General features: G+C 59.6%; 11 protein-coding genes. 5 read left to right on the top strand and 6 right to left on the bottom strand.

Annotated features, from left to right (window positions below):
- Window positions 1-621 precede the first annotated feature (621 nt).
- The 3 genes from FJW04_RS23850 to FJW04_RS23860 all read right to left on the bottom strand — a co-directional run bounded on the left by FJW04_RS23850 (window position 622) and on the right by FJW04_RS23860 (window position 4,485).
- On the bottom strand, window positions 622-1,338 hold the full coding sequence (locus FJW04_RS23850) for a Crp/Fnr family transcriptional regulator (RefSeq protein WP_140620199.1): 717 nt from the start codon (window positions 1,336-1,338) through the stop codon (window positions 622-624).
- A 134-nt stretch (window positions 1,339-1,472) separates the two neighbouring features.
- Entirely contained in the window at window positions 1,473-1,754 is a 282-nt protein-coding gene (locus FJW04_RS23855; protein WP_140663915.1) for a hypothetical protein, read from the bottom strand.
- Between the two features lie 430 nt (window positions 1,755-2,184).
- Window positions 2,185-4,485, bottom strand: coding sequence for a mannose-1-phosphate guanylyltransferase/mannose-6-phosphate isomerase (locus FJW04_RS23860; RefSeq protein ID WP_140717087.1), 2,301 nt, complete (start codon window positions 4,483-4,485; stop codon window positions 2,185-2,187).
- 211 nt (window positions 4,486-4,696) lie between these two features.
- Between FJW04_RS23860 and FJW04_RS30620 the strand changes: the two genes are divergently transcribed.
- The 5 genes from FJW04_RS30620 (at window position 4,697) to FJW04_RS23880 (ending at window position 9,688) form a co-directional block, all read left to right on the top strand.
- Complete coding sequence (locus FJW04_RS30620) at window positions 4,697-4,825, top strand: hypothetical protein (RefSeq protein ID WP_281405554.1); 129 nt, start codon at window positions 4,697-4,699, stop codon at window positions 4,823-4,825.
- Window positions 4,826-5,066: 241 nt separating this feature from the next.
- Complete coding sequence (locus tag FJW04_RS23865) at window positions 5,067-5,402, top strand: hypothetical protein (protein ID WP_140717089.1); 336 nt, start codon at window positions 5,067-5,069, stop codon at window positions 5,400-5,402.
- A 183-nt stretch (window positions 5,403-5,585) separates the two neighbouring features.
- On the top strand, window positions 5,586-7,403 hold the full coding sequence (locus FJW04_RS23870; RefSeq protein WP_246674003.1) for a Wzz/FepE/Etk N-terminal domain-containing protein: 1,818 nt from the start codon (window positions 5,586-5,588) through the stop codon (window positions 7,401-7,403).
- A 168-nt stretch (window positions 7,404-7,571) separates the two neighbouring features.
- Window positions 7,572-8,372, top strand: coding sequence for a sugar transferase (locus FJW04_RS23875; protein WP_140620190.1), 801 nt, complete (start codon window positions 7,572-7,574; stop codon window positions 8,370-8,372).
- Window positions 8,373-8,623: 251 nt separating this feature from the next.
- Window positions 8,624-9,688: an acyltransferase gene (locus FJW04_RS23880; protein WP_140717093.1), complete on the top strand. Its 1,065-nt coding sequence runs from the start codon at window positions 8,624-8,626 to the stop codon at window positions 9,686-9,688.
- Between the two features lie 149 nt (window positions 9,689-9,837).
- Here the strand turns inward: FJW04_RS23880 and FJW04_RS23885 are convergent, their stop codons facing one another.
- The 3 genes from FJW04_RS23885 to FJW04_RS23895 form a co-directional block, all read right to left on the bottom strand.
- Window positions 9,838-10,068 (bottom strand): hypothetical protein, encoded by a 231-nt coding sequence (locus FJW04_RS23885; protein WP_140717095.1) that lies wholly within the window; start codon window positions 10,066-10,068, stop codon window positions 9,838-9,840.
- A gap of 432 nt (window positions 10,069-10,500) precedes the next feature.
- Complete coding sequence (locus tag FJW04_RS23890) at window positions 10,501-11,808, bottom strand: polysaccharide biosynthesis/export family protein (RefSeq protein WP_140620186.1); 1,308 nt, start codon at window positions 11,806-11,808, stop codon at window positions 10,501-10,503.
- A 13-nt stretch (window positions 11,809-11,821) separates the two neighbouring features.
- Entirely contained in the window at window positions 11,822-12,694 is an 873-nt protein-coding gene (locus FJW04_RS23895) for a glycosyltransferase (RefSeq protein ID WP_140717097.1), read from the bottom strand.
- Between the last annotated feature and the right edge of the window lie 68 nt (window positions 12,695-12,762).

Genomic DNA, 12,762 nt, shown 5'->3' on the forward strand with positions numbered 1-12,762 from the left:
GCCGTCCTTCAGCCTCTGCGTTCCGCTCTCCAACAGGTCTGAACAGCAAGTCCGCAATGCTCGGTTTGCACTCGATCCCTCCCGGTCCCGGCGATGGTGGTGGTCGTCCGATAGGCTTAATTGCGCTGTAGCTAATATAAGATATACCAAGCCTTGCGGGAGGCCCCCCGACCGCGATGGCCGGTGCGGCCCGCATCCCAACATCCCAGACCGCGCCGGCCATTCCAGCTCGTGTCCAATGAGGGGATGTAGCTCGCGCTACAAAAGCTGCTTGCATGTGGATTTGACAGCCCCGCGATGAGCGTGCCGCGCGCCGGAGGCATCGGCGCTGCGCCATGCTTTGGTGGCGGACACCCAACGTTTGCCTCAAAGGGCTACGATGAGGGTTTGCAGGCTAGCAGCTAAAGGGAGATGGAAATCACCCAGGCGCCGGCGCCGCGGAAGGATGGGCGGTCGAACACGCAAGGGGTGCGGGGAGCCGGCCCGGCGGAATCCCTGGGAAGGGTCAGCCGGCGCCCAATGGCCGTGCAGAGCCAGCCCTTTGCCCGCCTTGCTGCCGGACGGCAATGCGCCCCTCGCTCAGGAGGCATCTGGATGCCAAGTTGCTCCTACATACAGATGTCAACTGTTTATATAGCTGCATTCGAAACCCGCATATTCCGTCATGCCTCGTAGATCGAGCACGCGAACACGGCCTTGCCGGAATTCGAGAAATTTACGCTCGCGCAGTTCGCGCAGCATCCTGTTGACATGAATCGGAGTGAGGCCGAGGGCGTCCGCGAGATCGTACTGGGTCAGAGGGCATTCATAGCTATCGCGGGTGACGAAGCCTATGTGTTCCAGGCGCGTCCTCAATTCGAGGAACAGATGTGCGGTCCGCGCCAGGGCACTGCGTCGACCAACATTGGTGAGATGTTCAGCGATGACGGCCCCCTTGTGCCCAAGAGCCGCGACGACCAGGGAGAAAAGATGGGGGGATTTCATGGCTGCGAGCGTAAATGTCTTGGTCGAGGCTACCAAGACGTTCAGTTCGGTTCGAGCAACAAACGTTTCAAGCGCGCCACCCCCGCTCGACCGGGACAGGACGAGATCGCCTTTCAAGGCAAAATCAAGGATCTGTCGCTGCCCCCCTGCAAGTTCGTGCGACAGGCAACCCCAGCCCGACTCGACTATGAATACGCGATCATTGTCCTCACCCTGGCTGAAAATGACCGTCTCGGGTGGATAACGCTTCGGTGTGAACCCCAGCGTCTTCATGAGCGCCGAATCTTCGTCGGCAAGCCTGATATACGATGACCGCTTTTCATTCCCGCCCAAAGACTGTGAAGCGTACAACATCTATAATCCCGCCCGATGTCTTCCTTTCTATCCCCAACGGATCGAATGTACATTAAATTTGGCGTGATGGGTACCTGTGCGACGTCGCAGCTACCAGCATGCGAAAGCAAGCGTTGTACGTCGCAACCCCGCAGCTAGCTTTTATTTCTTGTGAAAGTTTCTTGCATGGAATCGACTATTTCGGCGGCGATGAAGCTGCTGCGATTGTCCACTTGGCCGGCGGCATTCCGCAAGGTATTTGATGCGTCCTTGAGCAACCCTCTTATCTGTCTTGCCGACAACAATTCCGATGCCTCAAGTTCAAGCAGCACCGATTCACTTACGTGCAACGCGGCAAGGGCAACAGCTCGAGGCCTGGTGGCCAGCAATTTCAAGAGATCACTGCTGGGCCTAGTACGCGATTTCTTTTTTGCCATAGTATGCTTCTCAACTGTCCGGACAAGAAGGGTGTTTGGACTCACATCACCTCGCCTTGGCGATTTTAATCGCGATCCGCGGCGGCAAACGAGATTGGAAAAGCTCAATCTGTGTCCCTTTAGACATATTGTAAGCATGCTATCCCGGTTTGGAGCCACGACACAGAGGCAGGCATACCGAATTAGCCGTAGCTTGCCCTTCCACCTTGGGACACCACGATACCGCCGTCGCCGCTGAGACGTCGCATCGGAGAACGGCGACAAGTCCTTTATCAGAGAAACCATGGTCACTTCCCAGCTCACGGGGTCACCGCTTGCCGTCCGCGACGGGTCTCGCCACCTTCGATCGGGCGCGTACATCGCTGGCCTGCCACGCCGTCGAATTCTTCCGTACCCAGCCGGATGAATAGTGTGGGGCCGACCGTGAGGCTTAGCCCAGAGCCCGCGCGGCGACGCTCTTGTCCAGGCCCAAAGCCGGCATCGGGAAAGATTCGATCTGCCCTTCGGTCTTGTCCAAATACTGCATCAAGGCCGTCACCAAGTGGTAGAAAATGCTGGCGGGAACCTCCGTTGCCTGTGATCTTCCGCGCTCGTCAATTCTGTCGATCCACAAGCCAAGGGGGGCGGGATCGATATGCCATCGAAAGAGGCGGGCGACACGGGCCTCTATCTCTGGTTTCAAATCAGGCCCGCCTATGCCGTCCAAGGCTATGGCTGCCTTGATGGCCTCGCATTGGGGCCAACTGCGGGAGAGCCGGTCGATTGGCATTCCCTGCCGCGACACAGCCGCGTAAGCCAGACCCGTAGCCCGATTCAATCCGCTGGCGATCGCGGACGAATAGAGCTTCCGTGCATAACTGGCCAAGTCCTTTTGTCCGCTTTTTTGAGCGAAATCGATGAGAAGCGAGGCCCATTCGAAATGGTGGCCCGGTTCGGTCGACAGGCCTTTTTCTCCAGGCAAAGGTAGCCAGTCGACGTCGAAATTTTCCCCCACCGTCCAGCTCTCCTGGTCGAAGAAATGGCATCTGAAGAGATCTACCACGCGAGCCGCCCGGCGCAGATAGGTGCGGTCGCCACTAACGTCATGCCACGCAAGGAAAGCCTCCAGCATGTGCATGTGCGGGTTCGAAAACCGCATCCCGTTCGAGCCCGAGGTTTCCAGGAAGCCGTTCAGACGGTCGTCTTCGAGATGCGCGTCGATGAAATGAAATGTCTCTTGTGCCAGTCGCAAGGCCTCGCGATGGCCGCATCGATGCGCATGGCAAAGTGCCAGGAGTACGCAGGAATGATCGTATGCGTCCTCCGCAGGGTCAGCCACGCTGCCATTGACATTAAGGGTGCGCACCCAGCCGCCACGGGTGGTACGGCCATATTTGGCAATGAAGTCGATGCCGTGGTCGATCAGCTCGTCGGCTGGTCCGGCCCAGCCGCGTTCCTTGGCCACCGCGAAGGCGTAGATCTGGCGAGCCATGGTGCGCATGCGCTTGGGCTTCCCCAGCGGCCTTGTGTCGAAACCGAGCGCCTCGTGAAAGCCGCCGTTCACATCATCGACCCCTACGGTGGACCAAAGCGGCAGGGTTTCGTTGAAGAGCCAATGTTCGACGCGCTTGCGCCAGGAACCGTTGATGATGACCCGGTCTCCCGAGGGCGTGTACTTCGTCTCAAGCCGTCCGCTCTTTTCCAATTGCTCGACGACCTTCTTCACGTTCTGGCTGTGGCTGACAGGGGCGACGAACACCGCGTCCGGTGTCGCTACTACCGCAACCCCCTTCATGCCGATGACGGTCAGCAGCCTTCCTTGGCTTCTAAGGTAGGAGCTGTCGCAGTCCATGGCGACGATGTCGCCCATCACGACATTGCCATTGCCGTCTGTCGGGCTGGCTTCGAGCAGCGATTGCCACGACCCAAGGTCGTTCCAGCGGAAGGAAGCCGTAACCATGGCAATATCGCGTGCATGCTCCATGACGGCATAGTCTATCGAGGTGGAGGGGACGGCCGAGTAGAAACCCTGGGGGAGACAGATACCCGAGAGGTCCGTTCGTGCAGTCTTGTAGGCCCGTTCTGCAGTTTCCCAGATGTCCGGCTGGAACTCGAGAAATGCCCGGCGCATGGTGTCGGCACGAAACAGGAAAATGCCGGCATTCCAGTAGAATCGTCCTGACGATACGTAGTTGCGCGCTGTCTCTGCGTTGGGCTTTTCGACGAAGCGCGAAACTGCAGCCACGCGGTCGTCAGTTGCTGCAACCTCGATGTAGCCGTATCCAGTTTCCGCATGCGTTGGCTTGATGCCGAACACGATGATGCTCCCTGACTCGGCGGCATGAACGCCCGACTCGACGGTCTCCCAGAATTGCGCGTCGGTCGATATTTCATGATCGGAGGGAACCACGAGCACAAGTGCATCGCTGCCATGTTCCGAGATTGTCTGCAGGGTGGCTATGGCGACGGCTGCGGCGGTATTGCGACCGACAGGCTCGAAGATCGGTTTACCGCCGTTCAGGCCGAGCGAAGCAATGTCAGAGATAACACGATCGGCATGTCGTTCGGAAGCGATCAGGTAGATTGGGGTCTGATTGTCGGGCCGCGCCTTGAGCCGCCGGACAGTCTTTGCGAGCATTGAACCGTCGCCCGAAAGGTCGTGGAATTGCTTTGGATTGTCTTCGCGCGAAAGCGGCCAGAGGCGTGAGCCCACGCCCCCGCTCATGACAAAACACACCAGCTCGGATGCCATATTCGAGTTCCCTTCTCAGAAATCTCTAACTACTGGCTCGACCTTTGGATCTTGGCGCAACTGCAGGTCGAGAGCATCAACCATGTCGTGGCGCCCTTTGGACGGAGCAGCGCACCAGAGCCGGATCATAGGCTTCTCCGACGAGGCTGTCACTGTGGCCCCGGCGAGGAGCTGGCAGCAGCGGCGTGAGGCAGGCAGACTGCGAAAAGCCATGCCGACACTCCTGGACCAGGCCGCCAAGGAACAGCCCGGCGATTGGGCGCCAGGCAGCGATCAAATGGCTGCCCAAGTCACGTCCACTACCATCCAGCGCGGCGGCCGGCCCGACGCCGCGTCGTGATGCAATTGAGTTTGTAAAGGACACCTTCCGCTCCGAAATCGCTCACGAGGGAGGGTTTTAGCATGCTGTGGGGCGCCGGCCTCGTCAGGAATTCGGGCAGTCCTGACACCCAGATACGCTCCCCTCATCCAATAGGAGATGCCAATCGGCCGCCGAAAGGATGTCTCGTAGAGGCGAGAGCGTTTTGTATTCTGGCACATGCGTTCCATTCGGGCGCTCACGTTAAGGATTGGGCCGCAAAATGCCGCTTCCCGCATTGAGGTCCCCGTCGCGCGAATATGTCGATGAAAGGCGCCTTGGCCGGCTGGTTCGCCTTCTTCAGGCCACGCAAGTCGAAATCGAGAAGGAGGCGACGCAACTCTATCCGTCGGAAAACGCGATGGCGGACTGCGCCGCGTTTTCTGTGCAGGCGCTCGAGAACGGCGAAACTCTCGAAGTTATCTCCGTCAGGATCGATACGCTCACACATAATATGATGTTGAAACACACACGGCAGGTCTCGCTGCAGCGGCAGCTGTCATTCCTGCGCAGGACTCAAGCAGAATTGCAGCGCCTTCTTCCCTCCCATAGGACGTAGCCGCATACGCCAATTGGCGGCGTTTACCTTCCGGGGCACAGGCGTAGTCTTCCGCGGCAGTCTGGGATCGCGGGGCCTCGGCTTTCAATGAAAACAGTGGCCGAATGCCAAGGACCACCTGCATGGGGACGGCGTGCGCGCAGGGTTTCCGCGCACGCCTGCCGGAGGCGTTGAATGAACCGCATGTTTCCCAATCAATGGCCCTCGACAACGGACCAGCAGGCTTCCGTCGAACAGGAGTTCATTGGCCTCTCCGACATAACCAGATTTCTGCGGTGCTATGTTGGCACCATCATCGCCTGCCTTGCCGCGGCGCTCTTGGTGGCCGGCTTCTACAATTTGACCACCGACCCAACCTTCACCGCCAGCGCGCAGATCCTGATCGAGCCGAAATTGCCGCAACACCTGCAGGAGGGTGGTGAAGTAAATCTGTCATTGGATACCGCCCAAGTGGAAAGCCAGATCGCAGTCATGCAGTCGGAAAAGATCGCTGCGATGGTCATCGACCAGCTGAAGCTCATCGATGACCCCGAGTTCAACCGTCCGCAGGCTCCGACTTTTCGGGAGAGATTCAGGAGGATAGGAGCCATCCTGCTTGACGCTTTCGGGCCCCGGAAAAGCGCCTGGTTCACCTCGCTTTGGGAGCATTTCGGCCTAGGCGTGCCTGAAACGCCTGCGACGCTGACCGATTACCAAAAGTCTCGGCGCAGCATGTTTATTTTCCGCAACGGCATCGACATCCGCAGGGTCGGCGTTTCCTATGCGATAGACATATCCTTCACCTCTTTTGATCCCGAGGGCGCAGCCAGGATTGCGAACGCCACGGCCGATGCCTTCGTGCGCGAACAGATCGAAACCAAGACCGACGCCGCGAAGGAAGGCGGCGCGTGGCTCGAGCAGCGCCTTGGCCAGTTGCGCACCCAGATGAACGAGGCCATGGCGAAAGCGCAGGAGTTCCGGTCGCGGCACGACTATAGCGTCGGCCACGAAGCCAGCGGCGGCACGAGCGCTGTGCCGACGCTCGAAGAGCTTGAGGTGACTGCTGAAACCTACCAGAAGATGTACGAAAGCTTCCTCCAGGCCTACACCAACTCGGTAAGCCAGCAGTCGTATCCGGTCGCCGACGCAAGGGTGATCACGGCTGCGACGGCGCCGCTCTATCCGAGCGCTCCCAGGCCGAAACTGTTTCTGGCCTTGGCGGCAGTTACCGGGCTCATTCTCGGTATCGGAATTTCGTTTGCCAGGCATACGTTCGACTGGACCATAAGGTCGCCGCGGCACATCCGCGACAATCTGGGTGTCGAATGCGTCGGAGAGGTGCCGCCCACCAGCTGGAGAATGGATTCCGGCCGCCTCGACGAAGTGGTGAAATACCCGTATTCCCCCTTCAGCCACGGCCTCAGGAAGGCACGAACGGAAATCAGCCTTGCGGAAACCAGTCATCCGATAAGATTCCTTGGGTTGACCGCTGTCTCCAACGACAGTTCGAAAAGTTCCGTCGCCAGCAATCTTGCCACGCTTTACGCGATGTCCGGCCTGAAGACGCTGGTGATCGACGCCGACATCCGGGCGAGCATGACCACACGTCTGCTCGGCCCGTCACGGGCCTTCGACAGACCGTGCGAGGATCCCGTTCGCCTCAACATCGTCCGCGCCCCGGGACGGCCGTTCGACATGCTGCCAAGTTCGGTGGTGGACGAAAAGCATCTGCTGGCGCCAGACAAGATGAAGGCGCTCCTTGCGGAACTTACCGCCAGTGACCTGGCCGCATACCAGTTTGCCGCCTACGACATCGTGATCGTCAACCTGCCGACGCTCGCCTCGGGCGCCGACGAGCTGATTGTGGGATCGGTCCTGGACTGCGTCGTGATCGTCGCCGAGTGGGGCAGGACACAAGTCGAAACACTGCGGGAACTTGTCAGGACGCTGCAGGCCAGCAGGACGCCGATACTTGGCGTGCTCCTGGCCCGCGCGATGACGTCCAAGCGCCGCAAGGCGTGAGGCCGGTATCGAGAATCCTCCTTCGGAAGTCGTCAAAGCGTGTAGGGGGATCATTCCTTGGGATAAGGGGATAGCCCCGGAGCGCTGCGCTACCTCCTTTGCCTTTCTTGCTCACAAGCCTCGGCCTTGGAAGAGTGTCGAGGACAATTTCGAACCGGCAACCGTCCAATGACAACAGACGCCTTCGAGAAACAGCCGCACAAGGGAGCGACGATCTGGATTCATCCGTTCCTCCCCGAGCCTGACGACGGCCGGACGACAGTCCTGCATGTCGTTGCCTCGCCCAAGCCCAACAATGCCGGGGCAGTGCTGGCAGACCTGTCGCCCTCGCTTAGGGCAGGAACGACGAACCCTCCCCTGGGAGGCATCTCGAAGCGGTTCATGGATCTGGTCGTGGCAATCTCGGCCCTTGTCATGGCCGCGCCGGTCATGATCGTCGTTGCCCTGCTGATCAGGATAACGACGGGAGGTCCGGCGATGTTCTCACACAGCCGGGTCGGCTTCGGCGGAAAGCCGTTCAATTGCTACAAATTCCGCACCATGGTCGCGAATTCGGACGAAGTTCTCAAAGCATATCTCGAAGCCAATCCCCAGATCACCGCGGAGTGGGAGGAGACTCACAAGATCAGGGACGATCCTCGCGTCACGTCCCTCGGGTGGATCCTGCGCAAGTCGAGCCTCGACGAACTTCCCCAGCTCTTCAACGTCATCCGTGGCGACATGAGCTGCGTGGGGCCGCGGCCCATCGTGAAGGACGAACTCCAGCGCTATGGCGACCATCTGGAGGAATACCTTCGCACGAGACCGGGCGTTACCGGCCTCTGGCAGGTAAGCGGCAGAAGCAGCATGGACTACCCCAGCCGTGTGGCGCTGGATAGCCAATATGTGCGGAACTGGTCAATCTGGCTCGATCTCGCCATCTTGTTCAGGACCGTGTTTGCGGTGATGCGCTTCGACAGGGCTTCCTAGAACGGGGGATCGTCTGTGTCGGATGGTCCATCCTATCCCGTCTCATTGTTTTTAGCCGGACCCCTGCGACGCCACGAGACTGGCTAAATGCCCCCGGGTGGGCATGGGCGTGGCAAGATCGCATTTTTTCGGGTGAACCCCATGGGACAGGCGGTCACCAAAGTATAGAGTAAAAGAAGTTAGCGTTTTGGGGCGTTAAAGATCCAGAAAGTGGAAAAATAGAAATATTTTAGAGGAGCGGGGAGGCTCAATTGGTCGCTAACTTACAGGCGTTGCGAGGCATCGCCGCGATAACGATTTTACTTTATCATCTTGGACCCATGTTAAACCGCCGTTTTGGCACCGATTTCCACAGCGATATAGGTGCGGAGGGCGTCGACATATTCTTCGTCATTTCCGGCTTCGTGATGGTTTTTGCGTACGCGCAAAAAGAACGTTCCGCCTGGGCGTTCTACGGTGAACGGGTGATCAGAATTGCCCCTCTCTACTGGATGGCAACCCTGGCGCTCATTGTCCTGTTCGGGCTCGGATTCCGGCCGAACGGGCTGCAGGACTATAGCCTGGCCGACATAGTCACGTCGTTTGCGTTTTACCCTAAAGTGCGGCTGGACGGGGAGAAGGCGCCCATTCTGTCGCTCGGGTGGACCTTGATCTACGAAATGTACTTTTACCTGGTATTTGGCGCGTTCCTCTGGGTTCGCAGCACACGCGACAGAGTGGCGGTTGTTTCGGCGGTCCTCCTCGTTGTCGTGGCGGCTGGGTCGCTGTTCGGACCGGATAGCCCTTTCGCGCTGCGTGTCTATACCAATTCCATTGTGCTGGAGTTCGTCGCCGGATGCTGGCTCGGCTACTGGTATTTGTCCCAGCGAAGGAAGCTCGGGCTGCCCGTCGGCGTTGCGTTCGTTGCAGCAGGCCTGGCCGTGCTTTCCATCGAGTATTACTTACAGGTCTCTTCAAGCGAGTACAGAATCGTAACTTACGGGTTTCCGGCTGTCCTGGTGGTAACGGGCGCCCTGGTGGCTGAGCGCAGTGGGGCGACGACGTGCAACTCGATCGTGCTGCTGGTTGGCGCCGCGAGCTATTCGATGTATCTGTTTCACCCCATGTTGTTGCAGCCGTTCGTAAACTTGGCGGCCAAGATTATGGCCCCAGAGCCAACAATGGCCATTGTGGTAATGCCACTCGCGGCAGTCACTGCCGTCGTCGTCACAGTAGGAATTCATTTGGGATTGGAGGTCCCTCTGACGCGCTGGCTACGCAACATCTGGGATCGGGACCGAACGGCCAGGATCCCGGAAGGTTCCGTGATCAGTTGAATATGCGGATTGCAAATGAAATCTTCCTTTGCAATCCCTTCATCGATCCTAATCTAAGGGAATTCCAGAAAGACTGGTTTCTGTCCCGCACTGAAGAAAATAGTCATAACAATTCTACGAATGTGAACTGCTCAAAAAGCCGAGGCGGCCTACGCTTGGGTCCGTTTCCTATGCACGGAAATCGACAGGCCGACGATGTAGGCGCAAGCCATTGCGAACGCCAGGATGAGGAACCTGGTGATCGTCACGTAGCCCGGCAAGCCAAGGCCATTCCAGACAAGGCTGCCGATCAAGAGCACGGCTGTCCCGGCGATCAGGGCGGGAGCCTTGAACCGCAGTCCCATCAGAACGCCTGCCGCCGATACAGCGACTACACTCATGAGCACCGACATCTCCAGCTGCGACATCACGGGACCGATCGGCTCGCTGCGGCATGGAAAGACCCGCTAGTCGCGTTGGCCACTCCTGTGCAGTTGGTGCGGAAGCCGGTCGAATGATCACTGATATGCGGCCTCAAAAAGCATAGCAAGGGCCAGGATCACTGCATGCACAGTTCACTCAGGCATGACGCGGATCGGCCTGTGCCCCGAGCCCTTCATGGCAGCATCCCTCCTGGCAGAGATAAGCGGCGGCTCGCCGTCCCGAGTGGCCAACAACCGCTTGCGATCCGGCGAGTACGTATCCTCTGACGCATGTCGCGCAACACTGTGCGGCGGTTCTGCGTCTCCATGAAACAGCGAGAGCTGCTCGCAGGCAATCGATCGACGCTCGGGCGGCAGGCTGCCGCCCGAGCCCAAGCTGTGCGGGCTTGATCAGTTGGTGTTCTGGATCGGAAGCGCCTGTCCCTGAATCTCGCCATCCGCGGGGAGGGCGGACAAGGCGGATGTCGGCGCGGGTATCTCGATCTTCACGGTATCGCCCGGCTCGATCGATGTCGTTTCCTCGGCCGCCAGTTCTTGCGGACCATTGGCCGTCATCCTGACGATCTTGAAGATCGGCTTGGCCCTTTCGGCGTGTTCCCTGAGCGCAAGCAGGGCAGGAGCCGTGACCGCGGTTTCGTGCAGCAACTGCGATGCGGTCTCGGCTTTGCTGACAACTTCATTGAGCTGCGACTGCGTCTCCCGCAAGGCCGCGGCGATCTCGTTGGCGTGTTGGTTGTTGAGATTGAGAATCTCGATGTCGGTCTTGCTTATCTCCTGCCTGACCCGCAAGAGCGAGGTTTCGGCGGCCAATCTGTCGCCCTGCATCTGGGCAACCGTCCCTTCCAGATTGAGCTCCCGCGGTGCAACCGCAAGCCCCTTCTGGACAAGGCTCGAAACGCCTGCCAATTCCTTCTGGATAAGCTCGATCTGCTTGTCGCGGAAAGTCAGCTGCTGCTGGAGCGAGTCCAGTTCCTTCTCCAGGAAATCCTTGAGTTCGCTAAGCGAACGCAGTTGCGTTGTCATCGCTTCCTTGCGGACGGCGAAGATCCTGCGTTCCTGCTCCATCGCCACCGCGACCGTTGCGTTCGAAGCCCTGTCCTTCAGCTCCGCAGGAAACGCGATGTCGTCGCTGCCGGCCTGCTCGGCTTCCAGCCGCGCTTTGCGCGCGAGCAGGGTGACGCTGCTCAGCGCCAACAGGCCCACGTCGCCCTGGCCGGCGATGACCTCACGCTCGAGCCTCGGGATGTCATCCTCGCGCGTCCGCAGGCCGCCGGCGATTCCCAGCGCCTGCAGCACCGTCAGTCCGGGTCTGTAGGGGAATTCGCCGGGCTGCGTGACGTAGCCGACGATGTAGAACGGTCTGTACTGGGCGATCTCGACCGCGACATCCGGATGGCGGCCGAGGCCCATCTGCTGCATCAGGCGGTCGCCGATTGCGCGGGCGAGGTCGCCCGGCGAGGTGCCCTGCGCGCGTATCTGGCCGACAAATGGCAGGAAGAGCGTGCCGTCGGCGCCGACAACGAAATCGTCGTTGAGAGCGGTCCATTCAAAGATCACATCGCGCGACGCACGCCACTCGTAGACCTTGAGCCTGACCTTGTCCTGAGGTCCGAGCAGATACTCGGCAGCCATCGCCGGCAAGGCGAAGGCGGTCGCCGCCGCCAAGGAAGCCGACGCCGTTACAAGCCATTTCCGCATTGTCTTTTCCGCCTCAGATTTTCAGGATGTATTCGGGTTCGATTCGCCCCATGGCGACATGCAGGATCGCAAGCATGTTGCCCTTGAGCCTGCCCCTCCGGTCGACATACGGCTCCGGCCGCAGGCTCCTCGCCAGGTTGGCCGCGATGTTCCTGAACATCAGGGGCAGCGCGAAAGAGGCCGGAACGGAGCCTTTCCTGACCAGGTAGATCGCGTTCGCGACCTGGGAGTAGCCGAACCGCTCTCCGCTCACCCGCCCCGTCTTGATGCCGAGATGGACGCCCGAGATCGAGGTCACGCAGACCACGCGCCCCTTGGATCTCATCTGGCTGGTGAAGTCGATGTCTTCCTGCCAGCCGTAGAGGACTAGGCGCTCGTCGAAACGCAGATCTCCCACAAGCGAGGAGCGGAGCGACATGTTGCATCCGTATGCGCCGACATGGTCGACCACCAGCGGTCCCTCATGTTTCTTGCCGTCGGCTTCCCGCAAGGCGGCTTCGGCGGCTTCCCAGGTGAGGCCGGCATTGGTGGCTCCGTCCCTGACCACCATGCCCATCACCACCGCCCATCCGTCATTTTCCGCGAAAGCTTTCTCGATCTGCTCCAGATATTCGGCGGATGGAACGAAATCGTCGTCGAAGAATGTGACGATGTCGGAGCGCCCCAGGGCAGGTACGAGAGCCGTGTTGCGCTGGGCGGCCAGCCCATTCGGCCCGAAAACGAGTGACACGGGGAAGGGACAGCTTTCCGGCAGTTCGACATGCGTGGCGTCGGGCGCCGACAACACGACCTCGTCGGGAAGTCTCGTCTGGCCGCTCAGATAGCTGAGCAGGCGCGCGACCTGTTCGTTGCGGCCGAGGGTCGGGATGATCACGATGAGTTTCATGGCCGGTCCATATTCGGTTCCAGCTGACCCTAGACCGGTGACGGGGTCGAAACAGCCTGCATAAAAGG

The organism is Mesorhizobium sp. B2-7-3, assembly GCF_006440715.1.
Taxonomy (GTDB): domain Bacteria; phylum Pseudomonadota; class Alphaproteobacteria; order Rhizobiales; family Rhizobiaceae; genus Mesorhizobium; species Mesorhizobium australicum.